The sequence below is a fragment of the Cognatishimia sp. MH4019 genome, assembly GCF_020177595.1.
GTDB lineage: Bacteria > Pseudomonadota > Alphaproteobacteria > Rhodobacterales > Rhodobacteraceae > JAHTBL01.
In genome coordinates, this window is sequence record NZ_JAHTBL010000007.1 from 168,770 (window position 1) to 193,937 (window position 25,168).

General features: G+C 59.7%; 22 protein-coding genes. 14 read left to right on the forward strand and 8 right to left on the reverse strand.

Annotation, left to right across the window (positions count from 1 at the left end):
• Positions 1-60: 60 nt before the first annotated feature.
• The gene (locus KUW67_RS13610; RefSeq protein WP_224825867.1) at positions 61-972 is read right to left on the reverse strand and encodes a pirin family protein; all 912 of its coding nucleotides are present in this window, start codon (positions 970-972) and stop codon (positions 61-63) included.
• A gap of 160 nt (positions 973-1,132) precedes the next feature.
• Between KUW67_RS13610 and KUW67_RS13615 the strand changes: the two genes are divergently transcribed.
• On the forward strand, positions 1,133-1,609 hold the full coding sequence (locus tag KUW67_RS13615; protein WP_224825868.1) for a hypothetical protein: 477 nt from the start codon (positions 1,133-1,135) through the stop codon (positions 1,607-1,609).
• A 17-nt stretch (positions 1,610-1,626) separates the two neighbouring features.
• Here the strand turns inward: KUW67_RS13615 and KUW67_RS13620 are convergent, their stop codons facing one another.
• From KUW67_RS13620 to KUW67_RS13630, 3 genes are read right to left on the reverse strand one after another with little or no spacing between them, the layout of a single operon-like run.
• Complete coding sequence (locus tag KUW67_RS13620) at positions 1,627-2,289, reverse strand: TadE/TadG family type IV pilus assembly protein (protein ID WP_224825869.1); 663 nt, start codon at positions 2,287-2,289, stop codon at positions 1,627-1,629.
• Positions 2,289-2,891, reverse strand: coding sequence for a TadE/TadG family type IV pilus assembly protein (locus tag KUW67_RS13625; protein WP_224825870.1), 603 nt, complete (start codon positions 2,889-2,891; stop codon positions 2,289-2,291). Before KUW67_RS13625 ends, KUW67_RS13620 begins: the two co-directional genes overlap by 1 nt.
• Positions 2,891-4,537 (reverse strand): Tad domain-containing protein, encoded by a 1,647-nt coding sequence (locus tag KUW67_RS13630; RefSeq protein WP_224825871.1) that lies wholly within the window; start codon positions 4,535-4,537, stop codon positions 2,891-2,893. Before KUW67_RS13630 ends, KUW67_RS13625 begins: the two co-directional genes overlap by 1 nt.
• A 342-nt stretch (positions 4,538-4,879) precedes the next feature.
• On the opposite strand from KUW67_RS13630, the gene KUW67_RS13635 reads away from it, so the two are divergent.
• From KUW67_RS13635 to KUW67_RS13670, 8 genes are all read left to right on the forward strand, one after another.
• On the forward strand, positions 4,880-6,319 hold the full coding sequence (locus KUW67_RS13635; protein ID WP_224825872.1) for a Glu/Leu/Phe/Val dehydrogenase: 1,440 nt from the start codon (positions 4,880-4,882) through the stop codon (positions 6,317-6,319).
• 213 nt (positions 6,320-6,532) lie between these two features.
• Complete coding sequence (locus tag KUW67_RS13640) at positions 6,533-7,786, forward strand: sarcosine oxidase subunit beta family protein (protein WP_224825873.1); 1,254 nt, start codon at positions 6,533-6,535, stop codon at positions 7,784-7,786.
• An 11-nt stretch (positions 7,787-7,797) separates the two neighbouring features.
• Positions 7,798-8,052, forward strand: coding sequence for a sarcosine oxidase subunit delta (locus KUW67_RS13645; RefSeq protein ID WP_224825874.1), 255 nt, complete (start codon positions 7,798-7,800; stop codon positions 8,050-8,052).
• Entirely contained in the window at positions 8,049-10,979 is a 2,931-nt protein-coding gene (locus KUW67_RS13650) for a sarcosine oxidase subunit alpha family protein (RefSeq protein WP_224825875.1), read from the forward strand. The genes KUW67_RS13645 and KUW67_RS13650 overlap by 4 nt, the downstream gene beginning before the upstream one ends.
• Entirely contained in the window at positions 10,972-11,502 is a 531-nt protein-coding gene (locus KUW67_RS13655) for a sarcosine oxidase subunit gamma (RefSeq protein ID WP_224825876.1), read from the forward strand. The genes KUW67_RS13650 and KUW67_RS13655 overlap by 8 nt, the downstream gene beginning before the upstream one ends.
• 78 nt (positions 11,503-11,580) lie before the next feature.
• Positions 11,581-13,536 carry a DNA primase gene (gene dnaG, locus KUW67_RS13660; protein ID WP_224825877.1) on the forward strand — a complete coding sequence of 652 codons (1,956 nt, stop codon included), beginning with the start codon at positions 11,581-11,583 and terminating at the stop codon, positions 13,534-13,536.
• 152 nt (positions 13,537-13,688) lie between these two features.
• A complete protein-coding gene (gene rpoD / locus KUW67_RS13665; RefSeq protein WP_224825878.1) occupies positions 13,689-15,662 on the forward strand; it encodes an RNA polymerase sigma factor RpoD in 1,974 nt (657 codons plus the stop codon).
• 116 nt (positions 15,663-15,778) lie between these two features.
• A complete protein-coding gene (locus tag KUW67_RS13670; protein ID WP_224825879.1) occupies positions 15,779-16,183 on the forward strand; it encodes a hypothetical protein in 405 nt (134 codons plus the stop codon).
• 9 nt (positions 16,184-16,192) lie between these two features.
• Here the strand turns inward: KUW67_RS13670 and KUW67_RS13675 are convergent, their stop codons facing one another.
• On the reverse strand, positions 16,193-16,867 hold the full coding sequence (locus tag KUW67_RS13675) for an SDR family oxidoreductase (RefSeq protein ID WP_224825880.1): 675 nt from the start codon (positions 16,865-16,867) through the stop codon (positions 16,193-16,195).
• 64 nt (positions 16,868-16,931) lie between these two features.
• Here KUW67_RS13675 and KUW67_RS13680 point away from each other — a divergent pair, with 64 nt between their 5' ends.
• The 3 genes from KUW67_RS13680 (at position 16,932) to ribD (ending at position 19,018) form a co-directional block, all read left to right on the forward strand.
• The gene (locus KUW67_RS13680; RefSeq protein ID WP_224825881.1) at positions 16,932-17,336 is read left to right on the forward strand and encodes a secondary thiamine-phosphate synthase enzyme YjbQ; all 405 of its coding nucleotides are present in this window, start codon (positions 16,932-16,934) and stop codon (positions 17,334-17,336) included.
• A gap of 120 nt (positions 17,337-17,456) precedes the next feature.
• Positions 17,457-17,924: a transcriptional regulator NrdR gene (gene nrdR / locus KUW67_RS13685; RefSeq protein ID WP_224825882.1), complete on the forward strand. Its 468-nt coding sequence runs from the start codon at positions 17,457-17,459 to the stop codon at positions 17,922-17,924.
• On the forward strand, positions 17,921-19,018 hold the full coding sequence (gene ribD / locus KUW67_RS13690) for a bifunctional diaminohydroxyphosphoribosylaminopyrimidine deaminase/5-amino-6-(5-phosphoribosylamino)uracil reductase RibD (RefSeq protein ID WP_370634990.1): 1,098 nt from the start codon (positions 17,921-17,923) through the stop codon (positions 19,016-19,018). The genes nrdR and ribD overlap by 4 nt, the downstream gene beginning before the upstream one ends.
• Positions 19,019-19,056: 38 nt before the next feature.
• Here ribD and KUW67_RS13695 read toward each other — a convergent pair whose 3' ends face one another.
• From KUW67_RS13695 to KUW67_RS13705, 3 genes are all read right to left on the reverse strand, one after another.
• Positions 19,057-21,171, reverse strand: coding sequence for a capsular polysaccharide biosynthesis protein (locus KUW67_RS13695; RefSeq protein ID WP_224825884.1), 2,115 nt, complete (start codon positions 21,169-21,171; stop codon positions 19,057-19,059).
• The gene (locus KUW67_RS13700; RefSeq protein WP_224825904.1) at positions 21,084-22,172 is read right to left on the reverse strand and encodes a polysaccharide biosynthesis/export family protein; all 1,089 of its coding nucleotides are present in this window, start codon (positions 22,170-22,172) and stop codon (positions 21,084-21,086) included. Before KUW67_RS13700 ends, KUW67_RS13695 begins: the two co-directional genes overlap by 88 nt.
• 151 nt (positions 22,173-22,323) lie before the next feature.
• Positions 22,324-23,616, reverse strand: a complete 1,293-nt coding sequence (locus KUW67_RS13705) for a capsule biosynthesis protein (RefSeq protein WP_224825885.1) — start codon at positions 23,614-23,616, stop codon at positions 22,324-22,326.
• Positions 23,617-23,766: 150 nt separating this feature from the next.
• Here KUW67_RS13705 and KUW67_RS13710 point away from each other — a divergent pair, with 150 nt between their 5' ends.
• Both KUW67_RS13710 and KUW67_RS13715 read left to right on the forward strand, forming a co-directional pair.
• Positions 23,767-24,357, forward strand: a complete 591-nt coding sequence (locus tag KUW67_RS13710; protein ID WP_224825886.1) for a riboflavin synthase — start codon at positions 23,767-23,769, stop codon at positions 24,355-24,357.
• Complete coding sequence (locus KUW67_RS13715; RefSeq protein ID WP_224825887.1) at positions 24,354-24,890, forward strand: hypothetical protein; 537 nt, start codon at positions 24,354-24,356, stop codon at positions 24,888-24,890. The genes KUW67_RS13710 and KUW67_RS13715 overlap by 4 nt, the downstream gene beginning before the upstream one ends.
• The last annotated feature ends 278 nt before the right edge of the window (positions 24,891-25,168 follow it).

Here is a 25,168-nt window from a genome sequence, read left to right on the forward strand (position 1 = left end):
CTTTGCAAAAATACTCCCGCCGGAGGCTGCAGCGCCCACCAAAGGGCGCTGCCACTCGTTTTAATGCGCAGGCTTGATAAACGTCCCGTTGCGCAGTTCTCGCATGGCGGTTTGCAACTCTTCTTGCGTGTTCATCACAATCGGCCCGTGCCACGCCACAGGCTCCTGAATGGGCGCGCCTGAGACCAGCAAGAAACGCACGCCTTCTTCGCCTGCCTGTACGGTGACTTCCTCGCCCGTGCCAAAGCGGATGAGGGTCCGGTTGCCTGAAAGATCGCGGATATTGACCTCTTGCCCGGCCACCTCTTTTTCCAGCAAGACACCTTGTGGGTCGGACGCATCGGCAAAGGCACCTGCGCCCTCAAACACATAGGCAAAGGCCCGGCGATAGGTGTCGACCTTGAAGGTCTTCTTCACGCCCGCTGGCACAAAGATGTCGAGATATTGCGGATCGGCTGCAATACCGTCCACCGGCCCCGATTTGCCCCAGAATTCCCCGACAATCACCTTCACACGGGTGCCGTCATCATCGATCACCTCGGGAATGTCCTTGCCTTGCACATCCTGATAGCGCGGTGCGGTCATCTTCAGCGACGAGGGCAGGTTCGCCCAAAGCTGAAAGCCGTGCATCTGGCCTTGCGCGTTCCCATGCGGCATTTCCTGATGCAGAATGCCTGAGCCTGCGGTCATCCATTGCACATCGCCCGCGCCCAGAGTGCCCTCATTTCCAAGGCTGTCGCCATGATCGACGGTGCCGTTCAGCACATAGGTGATCGTTTCGATCCCGCGATGGGGATGCCACGGGAAGCCGGCCTCAAAGTCCTGCGGCCGCTCGTTACGAAAATCATCAAAGAGCAGGAACGGATCCAGCTCGCTTGGGTCCTGAAAACCAAAGGCCCGGTGCAGTTTGACGCCCGCGCCTTCCATTGTGGGAATGGCCTGACGTGTTTCCAAAGTAGGTCTGAGAGACATGATCGTTCTCCTTTCCCTGCGTCAGATAAGGCGCATAGGGGTCACGCACAATTGCGCGAAGGGTTTGGTAGGACAGGGATGCTGTGCACAAACGAACAGGTCTCGCCAAGACCTGCGCAACACAGTATGAGGCGGCAGTCCAAACGCCGGAGCCGCATTCATGTCCGATCCCGAAATCCTCGCCACATTACAGGCCTCGACCCCGCGCCGCTGGTTTGCCGTAGGCGTGCTGTCGATGCTGGGCGTGCTGCTGGTGGTGCTGAGCTTTAACACCGCACAGGCGGGCTTTCTCTATCAGGCGTTTTTGATGATCATCGGGGCATTGGCGCTCCTTGAGGCCCGCCGTCTCTGGCGTGCAACCGAACAGGCGCTCGAGCTGACCCGGGACGCCCTGCGCATCCGCGGCGGAGAGATCATCGTGACAACGGACAACATCGAAGCCGTGGATCGCGGCGTTTTCGCCTTCAAGCCGTCCAACGGGTTCCTGCTGCGCACTAAGGAAAAAGGCGCGCGCGTCTGGTCGCCGGGCATGTATTGGCGGTTCGGAAGACGCATCGGCGTCGGCGGAGCAACCGCCGCCTCTCAAGCTAAGTTCATGTCCGAGATTATCAGCGCGATCCTTGCGGAGCGGGAGTGAGGGGCGACACCGAAGCGTCAGTTGCAGGCGTTGGAGTTCGGCATCAGAGGCATCACAAGTGCCTCTGAGCGAGGGCTCAAGATCTCGCGATGGCTAAATGTTGTCGGCGACAGACCGATCATAATACCGTCGGGGTTTGCTTGATGTATCATTCCATCAGTCGGCACTTCGTCGTCGAACAAGCGCGCTGAGAATGGTGGTGCATAGTCCACAAATGTTTCAACCATGATCAGTTGATCAGGGCTCGGTGAATTGGGAATCTGCGAGCGCATCGCGTTCAGGCTTGCCGCCGTGTGTTTTTTGAAGTTCGCGCCACCGTTTCCGCGCGTGCAGGACCAACCCGTCGGTCCAAGAATGAAGTTATTGTTATTGTCAGGGTCACGGCTGAACACGGTTACACGAAGGCGCGCATTATGCGATGTGTTATTGAGAAACCGCAGTAACTCATAGGATGTCGTTAGATATCTCGCGTTGACGCCATCCTGCTCACGCGAAATCGCATCTGCAATCGTGTAGGTTGCTTTCAAATTCGTGCCTTGCGTGCGGTAGGCATCAAAATAGGTGAACGTGCTAAGGTAGAACCACAGCAGAAGTGGAAAGATCAAAACCGTTTCGACCGACATGCTGCCAGAGGAGTCCGATCCGAAATCCAGAACGCGAAGACGCAGTGCTTTCAACATCAGAGAGGCTCCACGACATACATGGTCGACACGACAAGTGCGATGCCACCACCTTTTTGAAGCGGCACCATTGAACCTAGGCCCATCATCGAAAGACGGGTCTGCGATTCCTCTGTCTGCTGATGGAAGAACCGCGAGAACCGGTAATTCGGAATGATTGGGTCGACGAGGGCGCAGACCCGAAGCAACATCAGCTCGTTCTGGATGTTTGACGAAATGGCCGACTTGCTGTCTCCAGGATTGCCGCGATCAACACAAGGGGCGGTCTCGTCCGGGTACACCGGATTTTGCGGGTTAATGCGGGTCATTTCGATCCGCAGATTCTGTTCGCAATTGCTGAACATCCCGCCGACATTGCAAATCTCGCGCTTGAGTTGCTCCTCAGTGGGCTGCCAAGCAGCATTCAGCCGAATTTCACGCCGTACCAGATCGACGCCACGCTCCAGCATCGCGTTGCGCGTCATCAACAACCCAGACTCGATGGATGAAATGAACACCCACATGTAGAGCGGGAATAGCAGCACGAACTCAACGGTCGCGTTGCCCTTCTCGTCGTGGTGAAACCGCTTGATACGGCGTGTGATTTCGCGGAAGAAACGCATTACTGGATCAGTTTCAAGTGGTTGATCTTACTGGCGATTGTCTCGAACGCATTGTCGAGGTTGTTCGACCCAACAATCAACGCATTGCCGCTCGCACCTGCGCATTGTGTCAGGATATTTTGCGCATGGGCCGGTGCCGAGAAGGCGATCGTGTAGATCAGAATTTGCTTCTCCCGTGCTTTTTCGCATACGGCCAGGAGGTTAGAATCGGCCAACGCATTACCTGCACCATTGGTATCATTGGTGAACTCTTCTTCTGCCCAGCGCGTCTTGTTCTCCCACGTGTTATAGTTGTCGTAGAAATACTCGGAGATGTATTCGAGATTGTAACGCTGCATCAGGTCCGGCCAGGACACCTGAACGATGTCCGACATATTGTTCGGCACGTTCCACCGCTCTTTGTCGTTATGGGGCAAATACCATTGCTTCTGGCCTGAGCTGCGCCAATCGAGATTGACGATATAGCGGTCCTTGTTTTCCGAGTAATAGACATGCGACATGCCTGTCTTGAACTCTTCTTTCAGGTCATATTGGCGGGTGTTGTCGCCATCGGTCATGATCACCAGGACCTTCATTGTCTCAGGGTCCAGAAAATCCTCCGGACGCGTGTTCACGGATTCATCAACCAGCGATGAAATGTTGTCGCGCGAAGTCGGGTCCAACAGGACGGTGCCCCACTTGGCACCAACATCGGTCGCAGTCCAGCCGCCCGTCGTCAGTCGACCAATCTTGGTCTTCAGCTTTTCGGGATCGATCTCGTGGACCATGATCTTGTTGCGGTCGTTCGGATCGGTTTGGCAATGCGGCCGCAGGATACGGTCCTCATTGTCGTTCTGATCGTTGTAGTAGTTCGTGTCCGCATCGTAATGCGCAATACGCCGAACGGTGCCTGTCGGGAAATTGGTGTATTGGAAGTGCTCAGGCTTGAAGCGCACACAATGCGATGCGCTGGTGCCATTGCTATACTGTGCGGCCACGCCAAACGCGTCCGCCAGTTCCTTACCGGCATTGACCTTCCCGTTATAGGGGATGACGGAAATAGATGTGGTTCCCGACACACCCTGGAACTCTTCTCGGATCACATCGTCGACGAATTTTTTACCCGCATCATGGAGGTCACGGATCTTGGAACCGCCCATCGAACCGGACACGTCCAGCACCAGCGAGATTTCGATATCCGTGATACGCTCTTCAGCTGCGGAGGTCTTGTCGCTCGACAGATATTTGATACCTTCGTAGCCATCGTTGGTGAAGATATCGGCGTCGATGAACATTGTTTGCATGTTGGCGGCGACTTCAACGTCACATCGACGGAAATTCAGGCCTTCCTCGACCTTGATACCGTCCTCCGAGATGACGTGCGACAGTCCGCGGGCTTCAAAGAAATCAAGTACCACGGATTTGGGGTCTTGCTCTTGCTGCATGTCCGCACAGGCCAGAACGGCACTGTCTGCGGTGTTGCGCAGCAGCGTATCTTGATTTTCATAGCGCATGACATCGACCGCTAGTCCCGTCGTCAGAAGCATCGCCAGCATCAAGAACAGACTGAAAATCGTCAAACTACCGTCTTCCTCCCGCGCAAATCGCGCGAAGAATGTTGTGTCCAGTGCCCCCGGTTGTCCTAGACGTTTCTGTCCAAACCGCATGTCGTTCCCTTTCCTAGCGCACAAGGCGCACTCCTCCCCAAGTCGGAGAAACTCAAAGGTTTGTTTGCTGGGAAAAAAGGGCGTCAATAAGGCAAAATTCGCCCTAAATAGGTGCTTTTCAAAGCGATCTGGGCAGTAAAGCGTTACTGAAAGGTTAATTGTTTGAGATGGCGAAACAATTGGCCCATCGCGCAAAGACCTGTTCGATTCGAGCTTCTTATGGGTCAGGATTATGCTGCGCTGCCGCGACTTTGGTTAATGAATTTGTGATCGTTTCGCGCTTAGGCTCAACCCTGACGCCTGATCTGAGTCGCGCGTCAGGGATACCAAGGGAGGCCCCCAATGAACCAGAACAAACCCTTCAACGAGCCGAGCTTTCGCCAATCGGTCGATCTGATGTTCAACCGCGCGGTTGCGCTGATGGACCTGCCTCCCGGGCTTGAAGAGAAGATCCGCGTTTGTAACGCCACCTATACCGTGCGCTTCGGCGTGCGCCTGCGTGGGCAGATCGTGACGCTGACCGGCTACCGCTCGGTGCATTCGGAACATATGGAGCCGGTCAAAGGCGGCATTCGCTATGCGCCGTCGGTCAATCAGGACGAAGTTGAAGCGCTCGCTGCGCTGATGACTTATAAATGCGCGCTGGTGGAAGCTCCTTTTGGGGGCTCCAAAGGCGGGCTTTGCATTGACCCGCGCGATTATGAAGAACATGAGCTGGAGCTTATAACCCGCCGCTTTGCCTATGAATTGGCCAAACGCGACCTGATCCATCCCTCGCAAAACGTGCCGGCCCCCGATATGGGCACCGGCGAGCGGGAGATGGCGTGGATTGCCGATCAATATAACCGCATGAACACGACCGATATCAACGGTCGCGCCTGTGTCACTGGCAAGCCGCTGAATGCGGGCGGCATCCATGGCCGGGTGGAAGCGACAGGCCGCGGTGTGCAATATGCCCTGCGCGAGTTCTTCCGCGACAAGCGCGATATGGAGATGGCCGGAATGACCGGAAAGCTCGACGGCAAGAAGGTTGTGGTGCAGGGTTTGGGCAATGTGGGCTATCACGCGGCGAAGTTCCTGTCCGAGGAAGATGGCTCCAAGATTGTCGGCGTGATTGAACGCGACGGGGCCATCGTGAATGACGCTGGCATTGACGTGGATGGCTTACGCGACTGGATCGCGGGCCATGGCGGGGTTGAGGGCAGCCCGTTTGGCACGTTCGTACCGGATGGGGCCAGCGTGTTGGAGCATGAATGCGACATCCTGATCCCCGCTGCGTTGGAGGGTGTGATCAACCTCGCAAACGCCGCCCGGATCAAAGCCCCTTTGATCATTGAGGCTGCCAATGGCCCTGTAACTGCTGGAGCTGATCAGATTTTGCGTGAGAAGGGCTGCGTGATTATACCTGACATGTATGCCAATGCGGGGGGTGTGACGGTGTCATACTTCGAATGGGTCAAGAACCTGAGCCATATCCGCTTTGGTCGCATGCAACGCCGCCAGGAAGAGGCGCGTCACCAGCTTGTTGTCGACGAGCTGGAGCGGTTATCCGATCATCTGGGGGACGCCTGGACGATGACGCCCGATTTCAAATCGAAATATCTGCGCGGCGCGGATGAGTTGGAGCTGGTGCGTTCGGGTCTAGATGACACGATGCGCATTGCCTATCAGTCCATGCGCGAGGTTTGGCACGCGCGAGAGGATGTCACGGATTTACGCACGGCGGCGTATCTGGTGTCGATCGACAAGGTCGCGCAAAGCTACCGCGCGAAGGGAATCTGAAGACCTGTTTCAAGCGGGTTGAGGTTTTGCGCCGCGGGCTTCGCCCGCGTCGCTCCGCGCGGGGATTTCATCCCCGCGTTTTTTGGATATTTGAGAAAAGCGAATGGTATCGGGTCGTTCCGGGACGTCTTCGTGTCGAAAAGCGGCCTGCGGTCTTGCAGCGGATCGTTGATGTTGCTTGAGTGAGCTCAATCACATCCGAGGATAACCAACATGCGCTACAACGCGCTTCAGGTGCTAAAGGAAGGTTTGTTTGGCAATCGTGGCTGGAAGCCCGTTTGGCGCAATCCCGAACCGAAATCCGAATATGATATCGTGATTATCGGCGGCGGCGGGCATGGTCTGTCGACGGCTTATTATCTGGCCAAGAACCATGGCATGAAGAATATCGCCGTGCTCGAGAAGGGATATCTGGGGGGCGGCAATGTGGGTCGTAACACCACGATTGTGCGTGCCAACTATTTCCTGCCCGGCAATTCGGAGTTCTATTCGCACTCCCTCAAGCTGTGGGAGGGGATGGAGCAGGATCTCAACTACAACGCCATGCATTCCCAGCGCGGGTTGATCAATCTGTTTCATTCCGACGGCCAGCGCGACGCCTTCGCGCGGCGCGGCAATGCGATGATCAACCAAGGCGATGACGCGGTATTGCTGGACCGCGATGGGGTGCGCGAACACCTGCCGTATCTTGATTTCGACAATGTGCGGTTTCCGATTTACGGTGGCTTGCTCCACCCGCGTGGCGGGACCGCGCGCCATGACGCAGTGGCCTGGGGCTATGCGCGCGGGGCGGATCAGCGGGGCGTGGACCTGATCCAGAACTGCGAAGTCACCGGCATTGATATTGAAAACGGCAAGGTGCGCGGCGTGCAGACGTCGCGCGGGGCGATCCGGGCCAAGAAGGTTGCGATTGTTGTGGCGGGCCGCTCGGGGCAGGTCGCGGCGATGGCGGGGATGCGTCTGCCGATTGAAAGCCACGTGTTGCAAGCCTTTGTCACCGAAGGCCTCAAGCCCTGCATCGATCATGTGGTCAGCTTCGGCATGGGGCATTTCTATATCAGCCAGTCCGATAAGGGCGGGTTGGTCTTTGGCGGAGACCTCGATTTCTACAGCTCATATGCCAGCCGCGGAAACCTGCCGATGAAAGAGCATGTGATGGAGGCCGCGATGACCCTGATGCCGATGATCGGCAAGGCGCGGGTGCTGCGCAGTTGGGGCGGGATCATGGACATGACGCCCGATGGCTCGCCCATCATCGACAAGACCGACACAGACGGCCTCTATATCGATTGCGGCTGGTGCTATGGCGGGTTCAAGGCAGTGCCCGGCTCTGGCTATAGCTTCGCGCATCTGATCGCGACCGACCAGCACCATGAACCGGCTGCCAAATTCCGCCTCGACCGCTTCCGCACAGGGCGCGGTTTGATGGATGAAGAAGGCACCGGCAGCCAGCATAATCTGCATTAAGGGAGCATGACATGAGACTGACATGCCCGCTCTGTGGCGAACGCGATCGCCGTGAGTTTTACTACCAAGGCGAAGCCGTGATGCTGGACCGTCCGGCACCAGATGCTGGCGACGAGGCCTGGGACGCCTACTTGCATTTGCGCGATAATGCAGCTGGCGAGACGCAGGATTTGTGGTGCCATGAGGCCGGGTGCGGCGCGTGGATCAAAGTTACGCGCAACACGGTGACTCATGAGGTGCTCAAGACCGAACTGGTGGCGAAATGAGGATTGACGGCAAGGGATTGGTGAGCCGCGACAAGGCGGTGTCGTTTCGGTTCGATGGCAAAAGCTACTCTGGGTTTGAAGGGGATACGCTGGCCTCGGCCCTGCTGGCCAATGACGTGCGGCTGGTGGCGCGGTCGTTCAAGTATCACCGCCCGAGGGGGATCTTGACGGCAGGCTCCGAAGAGCCGAATGCGCTGGTCACCATAGGCTCTGGCGCTGGGCAAGAGCCGAACATGCGCGCCACGGTGCAAGAGATTTTCGACGGGCTTGAGGCGCATCCGCAGAACGCGTGGCCTTCGCTGGAACGCGATGCGCTCAGTGTCAACGATCTGCTGTCATCGTTCCTAAGTGCAGGCTTTTACTACAAAACTTTCATGTGGCCCAAGGCGTTCTGGGAAAAGCTCTACGAGCCGATCATCCGCCGTGCGGCGGGTCTTGGGGCGCTGTCGGGAGAGACAAACGCCGATCGCTATGAACGTGCCTTTGCCTTTTGCGACGTGCTTGTGATTGGCTCGGGCCCGTCAGGTCTGATGGCCGCGCTGACCGCAGCAGAGGCCGGCGCAGATGTGATCCTTGCCGATGAAGACAGCCGCATGGGCGGACGTCTGAACGCGGAAACCCGTGAGGTGGACGGGCAAGCGGGGGCCGATTGGGCCGCCACGATGCTGCAAAAGCTCAGCGAGATGAATAATGTCCGCTTGATGCCGCGCACGACGGTCACGGGCGCCTACGATCAAGGCACCTATGGCGCTTTGGAGAAGGTCGGTCATCATCGTCAGCGTCGCTCTGACCTGCCTTTGGAGTGCTTCTGGCGCATCGTGGCGAAGCAGGCGGTGCTGTGCGCGGGCGCGCTGGAGCGGCCCGTTGCGTTTCCAAACAACGACCGCCCCGGCATCATGACGGCAGGCGCTGTGCGGACCTATCTGAACCGCTATGGCGTCGCACCGGGCAAGTCGGTGACGGTCTTTGGCAACAATGACGATGCCCATCGCACCGCACATGATCTCGCTGCCGCTGGTGTCAGTATCGCGGGTGTCATCGACAGTCGGGGCGATGCGCAGATTGACGGCGATTTCCCCGTCTATACCGGCGGGCAGGTGATCGCGACCGAGGGCCGTCTGGGCCTGAACGAGATCACGGTGCGACACGCGGGCGGTCAGCGCACAATCCGGACCGATTGTCTGGCGATGTCGGGCGGGTGGAACCCGTCCGTTCATCTGACCTGCCACATGAACGGGCGACCGGTTTGGGAACCGTCGATCCTGAGCTTTGTCCCTTCAGACGGCGCGGTCCCGGGCCTGATCCCTGCCGGTGCCGCAACGGGCCATATGTCGACCGCCGCTTGCCTGACCTCTGGCATTGAGAGCGCGAAGATCGCCCTGCAAGCTATTGGTCTCAAGGCAAAAAACAGCAAGACCCCGAAAGCCGAAGATGGCACCTATAACATCGCGCCGCTTTGGTATGTCGAAGGCAAAGGCCGCGCATGGCTCGATTTTCAGAACGATGTGACCACCAAGGACATCAAGCTGGCCGCCAAGGAGAACTTCCGCTCGGTCGAGCATATGAAGCGCTATACGACCCAAGGGATGGCCACCGATCAGGGCAAGAACTCGAACGTGAATGCGCTCGCGTTGCTGGCCGATGTGACCGGGCGCGGGATCCCTGAGACGGGTACGACGACCTTCCGGCCGCCCTACAGCCCGGTCTCTATCGCTGCGATGGGGCAGGACGCGCAGGGGGACGGGTTTGCCCCTCAGCGGTTTACCACGTCGCACAAGGCCAGTGTCGCACGCGGGGCTCCGATGATCGAAGCGGGACTGTGGTATCGCCCCAGCTATTTCCCCACGCAGGGCGAGACGACGTGGCGCCAGTCCTGCGACCGTGAGGTCAATATGGTGCGCGAAAGCGTCGGCATCTGTGATGTCTCGACCCTTGGCAAGATCGACATTCAGGGGCCGGATGCAGGCGCTTTCCTGGATTTCGTCTATTGCAACACGTTCTCGAAGTTGAAGGTCGGGCGCACGCGTTATGGCTTGATGTTGCGCGAGGACGGCCACGTCATGGATGACGGCACCACCGCGCGGCTGGGCGAGCATCACTACGTGATGACCACGACGACCGCTGCGGCGGGGCAGGTCATGCGGCATCTGGAATGGGTGCACCAAGCGCTGCGACCCGAGTTGGACGTCAGCTTTATCTCGGTGACGGAGCAATGGGCGCAATTCGCTGTCGCGGGGCCGAAGTCGCGCGAGCTTCTCAATGCTCTGATCGAAGAAGAGATCACAGATGACAGCTGGCCCTTCATGGCCTGCGGTCCCGCGACCGTGGCGGGCGTGAACGGTCGCCTTTTCCGTATCTCGTTCTCGGGCGAGCATGCCTATGAGGTCGCCGTGCCTGCGCGCTACGGCGACAGCCTGTTTCGGTTGCTGGTCGCTCAAGCCGAAGCGCTGGGCGGTGGCGCATACGGGATGGAGGCGCTGAACGTGCTGCGGATCGAAAAGGGCTTTATCACCCACGCGGAAATCCATGGGCGCGTCACAGCGTTCGATATCGGGATGGAGCGGATGGTATCGGCAAAGAAAGACTGCATTGGCAAGGTCATGGCCGCCCGTCCGGGGTTGGTTGGAAACGACCGCGAGCAGCTTGTGGGTCTAAAACCCGTGGGCAATATCAAGCAGTTGACCGCCGGAGCTCATCTACTTGAGGCCGATGCAGAGGCGATCCGCGTGAACGATCAGGGCTATACCACGTCCGTTGGTTTCTCACCCACGCTAGGCAGTTATCTGGCGCTGGCCTTTCTGAAAAATGGCCGCGCGCGGCATGGGGAGACCGTGCGCATGGTCGATCACCTGCGCAAGATCGAGACGCTTTGCGAGGTCTGCGACCCGGTGTTCTTTGACCCCGAGGGAGGGCGCGTGCGTGGTTAAATTGATTGCCAAATCGCCCTGCGATGGGCTGTTGCCGCTGACCATCGGAGCCGCGACCTTGACCGAGGTTGAGACAGGTCCGATCACCTCCATCAGCCCTTTCAAAGGGCAGGAAAAAGCCGTCTCGGAGGCTTTGAAAGCCGCCCACGGCACCGCCTTTCCGGCGCCGAACAGGACAACCGCCAAAGATGCGGCGCGGTTGATCTGGTCGGGGCGGGGGCAAGCGTTGATGCTGGGCGCGGTGCCTCAAATCGAAAGTGCTGCGTTGACTGATCAGTCTGACGCCTGGTGCTGCGTTGAGATTGCAGGCGATGGCGTTCAGGACGTGTTGGCCCGCGTCACGCCCGTCGACACGCGCGCGATGAAGCGTGGCCACACGGCGCGCACGTTAGTGCAGCATATCAACGTTGCGCTGACGCGCACGGGCAAGGACCGGTTCGAGGTGATGGCCATGCGCTCAATGGCGCAAACGCTGGTGCACGATTTGCAGCGCGCCATGTCTGGTGTGGCGGCGCGTGGCTGAGTGCGGCGTTTAGGTATTTAGAGACAAAAGAAGCCAGCGGCCCTCGACTCTGGGCAGGGCTGGCGCAATATTCTTGGGATGAGCCTGCCACCCGGTTTCCTTGATGAATTGCGCACCCGCACCTCGCTATCGCAAGTGGTGGGCCGTAAGGTTATGTGGGACCAGCGAAAATCCAATCAGGGCAAGGGCGACATGTGGGCGCCGTGCCCGTTTCATCAGGAAAAGACGGCCTCTTTCCACGTCGATGACCGTAAGGGATTCTATTATTGCTTTGGCTGTCACGCCAAGGGCGACGCGATTTCCTTTGTGCGCGAGACCGAGAATATGGGGTTCATGGAAGCCATTGAAGTTCTGGCCGCTGAGGCCGGGATGACGATGCCTGCGCGCGATCCCAAAGCGCAGGAAAAGGCCGATAAGCGGACCGAATTGGCGCAAGTGATGGAGCAGGCGGTGCAGTATTACCGGTTGCAGTTGAAAACCGCTGGGGCGGCTAGTGCGCGCGAGTATCTGGAGGGGCGCGGACTGTCGGAAGAGGCGCAGGCGCGGTTCGATATGGGCTATGCGCCGGACGCGCGGCAGGGAATTTTCCAACATCTGACGGGCAAAGGCGTGGCACCGGATCTGATCGTGGACGCCGGGCTCTGCGCGCTTCCCGATGATGGCGGCGCGCCCTATGATCGGTTCCGCGGGCGCATCCTGTTTCCGATCCGCGATGCCCGCGGGCGCTGTATCGCGCTGGGCGGCCGGGCGATGGACCCGAATGCGCGGGCGAAATACCTGAACTCGCCCGAGACGGAGCTTTTTGACAAAGGCCGCAGCCTGTATAACCACGGCCCCGCGCGCGAGGCGGCGGGCAAGGGCGCGCCGCTGATCGTGGCGGAAGGTTATATGGATGTGATCGCGCTCAGCGAGGCCGGGTTTGGCGCGACCGTCGCGCCCCTTGGCACCGCCGTCACCGAGAACCAGCTGCAAATGCTGTGGCGCATCGCGCCGGAGCCGATCATTGCGCTGGACGGCGACAAGGCGGGCCTGCGCGCAGCGATGCGGGTGATTGATCTGGCGCTGCCGCTGCTGGAGGCGGGGCAGTCGCTTAGGTTTGCGATCATGCCCGAAGGTCAGGACCCCGATGATCTGATCCGCGCGCAAGGGGCAGGGGCGATGCAAGGCCTGCTCGATAACGCGATCCCGATGGTGCACCTGCTGTGGCAGCGCGAAACCGAGGGCAAGGTGTTCGACAGCCCGGAACGCAAAGCCGCCCTCGACAAAACCTTGCGCGGCCAGATCAAGACGATCAAAGATCTCTCGATCCGCCAGCATTATGGCGAGGAGATCAAGCGCCTGCGTTGGGATCTGTTCAACCCCAAACGCGCGCCCCAACAACGCGCCTATACCGGCGGCAATTTCGGCGGCAGGGGCAAATGGCAGCCCCCGCAAACTGCAATGCCTGGCACCAAAGCGTCGATCCTTGCAGCGTCTGACAGCGCGATTGAAGATCATCTGAGTGAGGCGGTTATCTTGGCCACGCTCTTGAAGAACCCCGCAATCCTGCCCGAATTTGAGGATCAGCTGGCCGACCTGGACTGCCTCACCCCCGATCATGCGGCCATTCGCGGTGCCATTTTGACCCATAACGCAGATTTATCTGCCATCGAGGCCGAGCTTGGCACCTCCGCCCTTGAAAAGCTGCTCAGCCAGCCCCACGTCGCCATAGCGCCCCCTGTGCGCGCGCCCGGAGACATCGACATTGCCACCCTATGCGTGGCAGAGGCTTTGGCCAAACTAGATGCAAGACGGGGTGCGGCACGCGAGATTTCCGAGGCGATGGAAGACCTGTCGGGCGTCGCCGATGAAGGGGTGACATGGCGTTTGAGCCAAGCGGCAGAAGCGGTTAACAGCGCGGGTCGGATCAAAGGCGACGATAGCACGGAATACGAGACGGGTCCGAACGGGGCCAAGATGGACAAGGATGAACGCAGCGCGTTTGACGCTTTGCTCTCTCAAATCGGCTTCAAGGGCGAAAAAGACAGCGAATGACATGTGCTGAAATGCAATTTTACTAAGGAAGCCGCAAGGAAATCGGGGTAGACGGGTGGCCGAATCACTCAAATTCACACATGATTCGTCCGAGCGAGCGAATCAAGCGAATCAATGCGTCCCGAGAGACCGCGCCGGATCAGGAGACCTTCATGGCCCCCAAAGATAACGACGACCGCAAGCAAGACGAGACCGAGAACGAGCCGATGCTCGACATGTCGCAGGCCGCCGTCAAAAAGATGATCGGCGAGGCCCGTGAAAAAGGCTACATCACCTACGATCAGTTGAATACGGTGCTGCCGCCCGATCAGGTCAGTTCGGAACAAATTGAAGACGTGATGTCGATGCTGTCCGAAATGGGCATCAATATCATCGAAGACGAAGAAGCCGAGGAAGAAGAGACCAAATCCACCGCGGTGGTTGAAACCAATTCGACCCGCGATGTGGCCGTCTCTACCGGCGAGACCGAAAAGCTGGATCGCACCGACGATCCCGTCCGGATGTATCTGCGCGAAATGGGCTCGGTCGAGCTGCTGTCTCGCGAAGGCGAGATCGCGATTGCAAAGCGCATCGAGGCGGGGCGCAACACCATGATCCTCGGGCTGTGCGAAAGCCCGCTGACCTTCCAGGCGATTACAATCTGGCGCGACGAACTTCTCAACGAAGACATTCTGTTGCGCGATGTGATCGACCTTGAAACCACCTTTGGCAATCAGATGGGCGAGGAAGAGGCGGACACGCCTGTTGTCGCCCCGGTTGCAGGCGGCGAAGAGAAAAAGGAAGAAACCCAAGAGCTTGATGCCGACGGTAACCCCATCGCCAATGATGACGACGATGACGAGGACGATCAGGCCAATCTGTCGCTGGCTGCGATGGAAGCCGCCCTCAAGCCCCGCGTTCTGGAAACGCTGGAATTGATTGCCCGCGATTACACCAAGCTGTCGGAAATGCAGGACAGCCGGATTTCTGCGACCCTGAACGAAGATAGCTCTTTTTCCGACAAGCAGGAAAAGACGTACCAAAAGCTGCGCTCCGAGATTGTCGAGCTGGTGAACGAGCTTCATCTGCACAACAACCGCATTGAGGCGCTGATCGACCAGCTTTACGGCATCAACCGCCGGATCATGTCTATCGACTCTGCGATGGTGAAGCTGGCGGATCAGGCCCGCATCAACCGTCGTGAATTCATCGACGCCTATCGCGGCTACGAACTGGATCCGACATGGCTGGACCGCATGGCCGAAAAGCCCGGTCGCGGCTGGCAGGCGCTGATCGAACGCTCTACCGGCAAGGTTGAAGAGCTGCGCGCCGACATGGCTCAGGTGGGCCAGTATGTCGGCCTCGATATCTCTGAATTCCGCCGCATCGTGCAGCAGGTTCAGAAGGGCGAAAAAGAGGCCCGTCAGGCCAAGAAGGAAATGGTCGAAGCGAACCTGCGCCTCGTGATTTCCATCGCCAAGAAATACACGAACCGCGGCCTGCAATTCCTTGATCTTATTCAGGAAGGCAACATTGGCCTCATGAAAGCGGTCGATAAGTTCGAATACCGCCGCGGCTACAAATTCTCCACCTACGCAACATGGTGGATCCGTCAGGCGATCACCCGTTCCATTGCCGATCAGGCCCGCACGATCCGTATTCCGGTCCACATGATCGAGACGATCAACAAGCTGGTTCGGACCGGTCGCCAGATGCTCCACGAAATCGGCCGTGAGCCGACGCCGGAAGAACTGGCCGAGAAGCTGCAAATGCCGCTTGAGAAGGTCCGCAAGGTGATGAAAATCGCCAAAGAGCCGATCTCCCTCGAAACGCCGATTGGCGACGAGGAAGACAGCCAGCTTGGCGATTTCATCGAGGACAAGAATGCGGTGCTGCCTTTGGACAGCGCCATTCAGGAAAACCTCAAAGAGACGACGACCCGCGTGCTCTCATCGCTTACCCCGCGCGAAGAACGTGTGCTTCGGATGCGCTTTGGCATCGGCATGAATACCGATCACACGCTCGAAGAGGTGGGTCAGCAGTTCAGCGTGACCCGCGAGCGTATTCGCCAGATCGAGGCGAAAGCACTCCGTAAGCTCAAGCATCCCTCGCGGTCGCGCAAGCTGCGCAGTTTCCTCGACCAGTAAGGTTGGGACCAAGATGATTAAAGGGCGGCAAACACCCGCCCTTTTTCATTTATGTGATTTGCCGTCTGCGCCCCGACCGTTACCATGGCGCCAATCACCGAAAAGGACTGTCCCCCATGCGCCTTGTATCCACTGCTTTGCTGATCGCAGCTCTCGCCACCCCGGCTTTCGCCGATGCGCGCCTTGCGCAGAATGGCCTGCGTGTCGAATTCCGCGAGACTCAGTTTGAGGTCTTCACCAAGGCCGGGTGGTCCCGTGAGGCGCTTTTTTGTGCCGCCGGAGATGTCGCGCGGATGCGCGGGGCTGCGGCCAATGATTATCTGGTGGTGACCCAAGGCGTCGGCACCAGCACGACCAACCCCAGGCGGCGGTCTGCGGTTTTCGAACTGGTTGATCGCAGCCAGGTCGCCGATAGGTCGGTCTTCACCTTCCTATCGGGCTTCAAACCCGGCGCGCGCATGTCTGTCGGCTCTGCTGTTTTCGCATGCGAACAAGACGACTTCTTGCGCAATGGCATCTAAGCGCGCGTCTTAATTCGTCGGCATCAGGAAAACCTCCTGAACAGCCGCACGCTCAGGCGAGTCCAGCGCATGCATGACCGCTGCGGCCACATCTTCTGGCTTCAGCTTGTCGGGTTTTCCTTCACTGAAAAACGGCGTGTCGACCATGCCCGGCGCGATGACGGTGCACCGGCCGCCCCAGTCGCGCATTTCTTCGGCCAGATTGCCGCCGAACCCATGCACAAACCATTTCGACGCGCCATAGACAGAGCCACTGATGTGACGCCGCCCCGCAGCCGACCCGGTCAAAACCATATGCCCTTTCACAGGCTTCAAATGCGGCAATGCGGCCTTCGCGGTATAAAGCAAGCCTTTGATATTGATGTCGATCAGAGTCGACCATTCTTCGGGATCGCCGTCTTCGGCCCCCGGCGCATCCACGCCCGTGCCCGCATTGGCGAAGGCCGCCTCCACGCTGCCAAACTGTTCGGACAAGGCGGCAAGCGCCTTTTGCTGCTCCGCCAGTTCTGTCACGTCGCCGGGCAGAGCCATCGCTGCGGATCCCAAATCGGCCTCCAGTGCCTCCAGTTTGTCTTTGGAGCGTGCAAACAGCCCCACATTCCAACCCGCTGCGACGGCGGCCCGGGCGGTTGCTTCTCCGATGCCGCTGGATGCGCCGGTGATGAATAATGTCTTGCTGGCCATGAAATGCTCCGTTCGTTAGGGTTTTGAGGCTAACGCACGACAGGGCAATGGGTTGCAGCCAATCATGCAAACGACATTTCAATTCACCACAAACGGGCCCGGCTTGACCGAGATTACTCAGCCTGTTTTCGATTGGGTCACAGGCACGGGCCTTCTGACGCTCTTTATCCAGCACACGTCCTGCTCGCTGCTCATTCAGGAAAATGCCGATCCAGAGGTTCAAACCGACCTTGCCAATTTCTTTGATCGTCTCGTGCCGCCCAGCACCGATCCGTCCATGGCCTATCTGACCCACACCTATGAAGGCCCCGACGATATGCCTGCCCATATCAAGGCCGCGCTGCTTCCCACGCATCTGTCGATCCCGGTGAATGAGGGGCGTCTGGCGCTTGGCACATGGCAAGGCATTTACCTTTTTGAGCACCGCACCCGCCCCCATATCCGCCACGTCGCCGCACATCTTGGTTAACCCAAATCTAGGGGCTGCATTTTCCAGCTACCCAAACTCTAGAGGCTGCCCTATAGTCCTCGCTATAACAGGGGCAGAAGACCCCATGACCGAGGCAGAAATCAGAATAAAGGGATCGCCATGCGCTGCCCGTTTTGCGGAAATGTAGACACTCAAGTAAAAGACAGCCGACCAGCAGAGGATCACGTTGCGATCCGTCGCCGTCGCTTTTGTCCCGCGTGCGGCGGGCGTTTCACCACATATGAACGCGTTCAGTTGCGTGATCTGGTCGTCATCAAGTCAAACGGACGGCGCGAGGATTTTGACCGTGACAAGCTCGAACGGTCGATCCGGATCGCGCTGCAAAAGCGCCCTGTTGAACCTGAGCGCATGGATCAGATGATCTCGGGCATCGTGCGGCGTCTTGAAAGCATGGGCGAAACGGATATCAATTCCAAAAGTATCGGCGAGATCGTGATGGAGGCGCTGGCCCGTATCGACACGGTTGCCTATGTGCGATTTGCCAGCGTTTACAAGAACTTCCAGGCCGCAGATGATTTCGACAAATTCGTCAGCGAACTGCGCCCCGACGTTCCCCCGGAAGAGTGAGCGCAAGCGAAGACCATCGCTATATGGGTTTGGCCCTGTCCCTTGGCCGTCGCGGGCAAGGGCAGGTCTGGCCGAACCCGGCGGTGGGCTGTGTCCTCGTTAACCAATCTCGCATCGTCGGACGCGGCACCACCCAACCCGGCGGTCGCCCCCATGCCGAGGTCGTGGCTCTCGCCCAGGCGGGGCCGCAGGCAAAAGGGGCCACGGCCTATGTCACGCTGGAGCCTTGCGCCCATATCGGCCAGACCCCGCCCTGCGCCCAGGCCCTGATTGACGCGCAAGTCGCCCGCGTTGTCGTGGCACTTCAGGATGATGATCCGCGCGTGAACGGGCAGGGGGTCGCCATGCTTCGTGCCGCAGGCGTTAAGGTTAGCACCGGCTGTCGCGCCGAAGAGGCCGCCCGCGACCACGCAGGTTTCCTGCTGAAAGTTAACGAAAACCGCCCCTTCATCAGCCTCAAACTCGCCACCAGTTTCGATGGCCGCATCGCCACGGCCACCGGCGAAAGCCAGTGGATCACCGGCCCAAAAGCGCGCCGTCTCGTTCATGCCCAACGCGCCACCCATGACGCGGTGATGATCGGCGCAGGCACCGCGCGCGCCGATGATCCCAGCCTGACTGTGCGCGACCTTGGCGTCGCCCGCCAACCTGTGCGGATCGTCGTCTCGCGCCGTCTGGATTTGCCGCTCACCGGCAAGCTCGCGCATTCTGCCAAAGACGTCCCGCTTTGGCTTTGCCACGGCAAAGACGCGAACCGTGACCTGATTTCCGCTTGGGAAAACCTCGGCGCGACCCTCATCGAATGCCCCCTGGTGGGCCGTCAGATCGACCCGACAGCTCTTTTCCAAGCGCTCGCCGAGCGTGGCCTCACGCGTGTCTTTTGCGAAGGCGGCGGTACTTTAGCCGCGTCCCTTTTGCAGGCTGACCTCGTCGATCAACTCATCGGCTTCACCGCTGGGATCGCTCTGGGCGCCGAAGGTCAACCGGGCCTTGGTGCGATGGGCGTTGACCGCCTTGCAGACGCCCCACGCTACGCCCTGCAAAGCACCCGCCAGATAGGCCCCGATGCTTTGCATATCTGGCGCCGAGCCTGATCTTCACCTTTGTCGAAATACTCCCGCCGGAGGCATCCCTACCGCCACAAATGCGCATAGCTGGCCAGCATGCCTTGCACCTTTGACAGCGCCCGCAGCCCGGCACCGGGCCGTGCAACCTCGCCAGAGGCAAGCCGTTCAACCGCGACTTCCACGGGGCAGGGCGCGCCGGTCGTCGGATCAAAATAGCGCGGATAGCCGATCAGCGCTGCATGGACCAGACCGGTCAATCGCACCGGCACGCCGCGCCGGTCCGGCACCTCGATCCGGTCCTCGGTCAGGCCCCATCCGGCATAGAACGGCACGCCCAGACAGGTCACAGGCACGCCGCGCAGCAACGCCTCGAACCCCAGCGCCGAGGTCATGGTCCAGACCGCATCCACCGCGTCGATCAAGGCCACGGGATCGCCCCGCACGATCCTGTCCGCAAAGCTCAAAGCCGCGTCCTCTGCGACCTTGCCGATGCGCAAACCTGCCTCCACATCCGGGTGTGGTTTATAGAGGATCACCGCGTCGGGGTTTGCCGCCCGCGTTGCTTTCAGCAGGGCCATGTTCGTTGCCACCGCCCCGGCGCCTTTCAGGATCGAGGCGTCATCCTCCACCTGTCCCGGCACCAGAATGCAGCGCCCTTTTGGCACATCCGGCACCTCGCCGCCCGCCAGATTGTATTTCGACACGCCTGCCTTGATGATCTGCCGGATCAGTTGCCCGGCCCGGCGATGTTCTGCCTCCGGCAATTCCCCTGACGCACCGATCAAAGCCTCCAACCGGCTTGGTTGGGTCGGGTCATAGTAAATGCCCAGATCGTCCACGGCCAAAGACAGGGGCGGAACCAGATCTGCCCCCAACCCGCGCGAACGCAGGAACCCGTCTTCCACCCGCGCAATCCCGGGCGCGATATCGGGCGCTTTGCCCGCCCAGACCATCACGCGTCGCCCGTCTGCATTGTCCATTGCGCGCCCCAGATCGTCGTCAAAAAGCATCCGGCGCTGACCGCCAAACACCTTCTGCAGTGCGCGCCGCTTCCACAGGCGCATGCCCACGCCGACCCATCCCAGATGGTCATCGCGCCACGCGCGGGCATCTGCCTCCAGCGCGTCAATCGCCTGTTCCAATTCGCACAGCGCATCGCGATGGGGATCATACCAGACCGGATAGAGGATCATCGCCGCCGCAAAAAGCTGCGCGCGTGTCAGCCGTCGTTCGCGCCGCGCGACCGGGTTGCGATCCTCTGTCAGCCCCCAGCCTGCATAGAATGGCTGACCGAAAACGCGCGGCTTGTGGCCTGCAAAAATCGCCTCGAACCCCATCTGGGACGAGACCGTGTAGACCGCGACCGCCCCCTCAAACAGCACCCAAGGGGAGACCGGATCGCTGAAAAGTTGCACCCGTCCGTCTTCCACCGCATCTGTGAAGTAGCCTTCGCGATGCCCCAGAACCGTCTCGGGATGCGTTTTGACCACCACCTTGGAGCCGGGAAATTCGGTCATTGCGCAGACCAGCATGTCCTGAAAAGTGGCCTTGTCGGCCCCACTTGCCGTGACCGACGCATCACCACGGGTCTGGTCGATGACCAGCACATAGCCGGGGGCAGGGGCCTGCGCCTGCGGCTCAAAGGCGTTGTATTTCGACAGATGCGCGTGGTGCAGTCGCTCAATCGCATCCCGCGCGCGGTTCATCAGCGCTGTGTCATCTAGCGGATGGGTGGCCAGAAGATGCTCCAGATCAGATGGCACTGCGGGGTCAAAATGCACGCCGCGCTGATCCAGATGCAGGCCAATCGGATCGCTGCCTTCGCGCCCCGGCAAGACCGATCTCAAGAAGGCATCCTCGACCCGCAGCACCGGCGCATCACGGGCTTCGGCCACCTTTTCGCCGCGGCCAGAGGTGGGGCTTTGACCCCAAACGCCGACCATATCGCCGTCCGAGGGTGCGCCCAGTTTGATCTGGTAGCCGGATAGTTCCAGAATACGGCGCACACGCCGCTGGGTCAGAAAACCGCCATTGTAAACGAAAAGCCGCCGGACATCGCCGGCGGCCTTATCTGTCTCAGAGGCCACGCGGCTTAGCCACCGCCAGCGCCAGCGGCCAGATTGCCCAGCGCATTCACCGAGCCAAGCGAACCGGTCAGCGCCGAAATCGTCTTGTCCCATGTCACGAACGGCGCCTCAGTGACGTAAACCGTATCGCCATCCCGCACCAGGAAATCGCGGGCTTCGAACATGCCGTTGGGTTGCGTGAGATCCAGCACATAGACCAGTCGCTGCGCGCCGATCAGATCGCTGCGGCCCATGACCTGATTGGCGATCTCTTCCGGCTCATTGCGGAAGACAAAGACGCCGGTTGGATCGGCCACATTGCTTTGCAGCCCCCCCACCGTCGCAATCGCTTCAATCGCCGACAGCGACTGGCTTTCAAACGGCACACGGGTCTGCGCGCCCGTCGCGCCAAGGGCTGTGAACGAACGGCTGTCTTCCTCAACCAGAATGCGGTCGCCGGGGCGCAAGGCGATATCGAGTTCGGGGAATTCATAGAGGTCTTCAAACCAGACCTTGCCGCGATGCGCGCCGCGGATCACAGTGACCTGGGCAATCGACGGCTCTACTGCGACACCACCAGCGGCGGCCAGCATCGCGCTGAGCGTGCGGGTCGGGCGTTCAATCGGGTAGACACCCTGACCGCCAACCGCACCAGCCAGCGAAACCGTCGACCCGTCGCCTGCCAGACGGCGCACTTGCACCTGCGGGTCTGGCGTTTGCGCATCCAGCTTGCCGGTGATGATCCGGCGCAACGCTTCGGGCGTGTTGCCCGACGCTTTGATGCGCCCTGCATACGGGATGAAAATAGAGCCCGAGCCATCGACCTGCACTTCTTCCAGCGTGGCGGGCGTGCGGCCTTCGCCACCCAGAAGCGGGTCATCGACATTCTCGAAAATGGTGATCCCCAGCGTGTCGCCTGCGCTGATCGTGTCTGATCCGACTAGGCCTGCATTTTTGAACGCGTCCGAGAAGCCAAGGGCAGGGGTCACGGCCGTCACCGTGTTGACCCGTTGGTTAACGGAGACGATGAAGGCGTCGCCTTCTTTTTGCACAGATCCCGCGAAGATTTCGCGTTTGTTAGGGCCCGAACGGGGCAAGCCGCAAGCGGCCACCATAGCGACAAGCGTCACAAGCGCGACGCCCTTCGCAAGGCGCGAAGCATGGATTTTCACTGCTCTGGTCTCCTCGACCTTATTATTTGCCTTAACTTTCTCTTTTAGCTTACTGGAATCCCGCGCAAAAAGCTACCGCTAGGGATTGTGTCTGCTACTGGATCACACGCAACTGTTGCCGTGGAGCCGCGTTGCCGGAGAGCAGTGCATCATACGGGTCTTCCGGTGTGAGCATCAGATCAACCACCTGACGCAGCAATTGCCGACGCCCGCGCGCCGAATAAAAGCCACCCGCGATCTGGCTCGTTTCCAGCAGGTAGCGGCGATAGTCGTGATACGCGCGATTGTCCGGTCGTGCGGGCATGGAAAAGAACTGCTCCAGCGGCTGATCGCTGACAAATTCCGGCTTGCCATAAACCGCGTCGCCAAAGACCTTTAGCGGAATGCCGCGCCACAGCACCTGTTGCGCCGCCGTCGAATTGACCGTCACCGCGGAACGCGCGTGATCCAGAAGCCGCGCCAGCTTGCCACCGCGCACGTAATGCACGCGGGCGCTGACCCCGCGCTCGTGCGCCATCCGCCTAATTTCCCGGCGCACCGGTACGCGGCCATCCTCCAGAGGATGCGCCTTGAAGACGAGGTGATGATGGGTTGGCGCACCCTTTGCGAACCCGTCGATCACAAGCTCCAGAAATTCAGTCATTGTGCCGAAAGGCGAATGCATCTGAAACGAGCTGTCATGCTCAAGCTGCAAAAGCGCCAGATGATAGGGATAGCCGCCATGCTTGACCCGCGTCGTGGCGATCGCCCGTTCGATTGCCTGCAGCGGCATCAGCACCAACCGTTTGAGATACAAGCGAAACTCATTGGCGACAGACAGCGACCGATGCGGCTGAAAATTCCGGTAATCCGCGTTTCGAAACATCACGAACCAATGGTAAAGCGCGCCGTAAAAGACGTGCTGGCGCATGTCGCCCCAATGGGCGGGCGCTTCGGGCACGTCCAGATCGGACTGCTCTAGCGCGGTTTTCATCGCGCCCACCGACATCTCCATCAAGCGCGAATTGCCGTTGCTGCCGCCGCGCTCGTAGCTGACCCAATAGGGCCGCAGATAGCCTTCCTCGAACACATGCACGCCCAGGCCACGCGCCTTGGCGATCTTGGCCGCCATCGAGTGGTTGGGCCGCGTGTCCCCATAAAGAACGATATCGGTGATGTCTTTGTCATCCAGCAGGCCGGTAAATGTCTCTGCCCAATCCTCAGGCTTGCCGTGAAACGGAATGTAGGTTTTCGGCGAAGACCAGAACGCGCGGTCGCCCGCGTTGAACCCAACGCGCCACACATCCGCCCCCGCCAGCGAGAGCATCTTGCCCAGCCGGTGGAAGAATGGACCATGCGGTCCTTGCAGAAACAAAAACCGCCGGTTCTCTCCGGTGATAAAGCCCATGAGATCCCAAAATCCTTACGCCTTCTGTTGGCCTATATTTCCAACAGGTTAAGGCCGAATTAAGGCGTGAGGCCGAAAAAGTCACGCCCCATTGCACGCACGGGGCCTTTGACCTACCTCTTGGGACGCAACGGCATAAAGGGCGCGCGCATGTTCACAGGCATCATCACCGATATCGGCACCGTGACCGAGCTGACGCAAAAGGGCGACCTGCGCGCCCGGATCGCCTGTGGTTATGACACCTCGGGCATCGACATCGGCGCGTCGATTGCCTGTGATGGCGTCTGCCTGACAGCCGTCGCTTTGGGCAAGGGCTGGTTCGACGTCGATGTCTCGGCCGAGACGGTGTCCAAGACCAATCTCGCGGATTGGGTCGACGGCAAACGTATCAACCTCGAACGCGCGTTGAAAGTGGGCGACGAGCTGGGCGGCCATATCGTGTCGGGTCATGTGGATGGCGTGGCCAAGATCACCGCCATGCAGGACGAGGGCGACAGCACCCGCGTGACAATGCAGGCCCCCGACGATCTGGCGCGTTTTATTGCGCCCAAAGGCTCCGTCGCGCTCAACGGCACCTCTTTAACAGTAAACGAAGTGAACGGGGCTGCGTTCGGGATCAACTTCATCCCCCACACCAAGACCGCGACCACCTGGGGCGATGCCGCGGTCGGAGACCTGATCAACCTTGAGATCGACACACTTGCGCGCTACGTCGCGCGCCTGCAGGACTGGCAACCATGATCGGTCACAATCAGGGCCCGTCGCTGGAACCCGGTCAGATCTTTCGACGGGTCGCTTGGCGCAAAGCCCGTACCCAGCTTCTGCCGACCCTCCCCATCGAGATCCTCCGCCGCCGCGTCGCCCGCGCCAAAACGCTTGGGCTTCCTTACAAAACCTACGCCTCCGTTCGTGCGGCGTCAGGTCATGACGTTGTGGCTTTTCTCTTTTCAAACAATGCGTTGCATATGCTTCGCAAGGGCGACCAACCCGATCCAGAGCGACACGCCCAACTGGTGAAGGCCACCCCTATCGCGCTGGCCCATCCGCCGATCCTACCGGAAGACCTGCCGTTCGAAATTGCGACAAAAGCCCCGGGGCTCGCGCAGTCTTGGTCTGTCAGCCGCGACCATCTCCGTGCCGCGATCCTGGTTTCCCGGCTCCCAAGGGACGGCGTGCTTGTGATCGCCGAAACCGAGCTTGAGAAAGATTGGTGCGCAATGGCAGGTCTGGCCGGTACGGTTCCGGCAGACAGTCTCGACCGGCCGACCTTATAAGGCGACCTCCGGCTAAGTGATCCCAGCCCCGGACAGATGCCCGACCAAGCCGCGCCCACCACGCCCCGGACCTGATCCGGGGCCTCGCCCTTTTCAACAAGGTCCCGGGTCAAGCCCGGGACGCGGTGTGCGAAAATCGTCGTCATCCTCGGGCTCGTCCTGAGGAACGTTCACCCGAGAAATCCCCGATCAGGTCCGGGATGACGCCTCCACGTAACACGCCCCAAAGTTGGTCACGCACACGTCCCCCCCTTCCCATCCTTTGCCCTTCGCGTTAT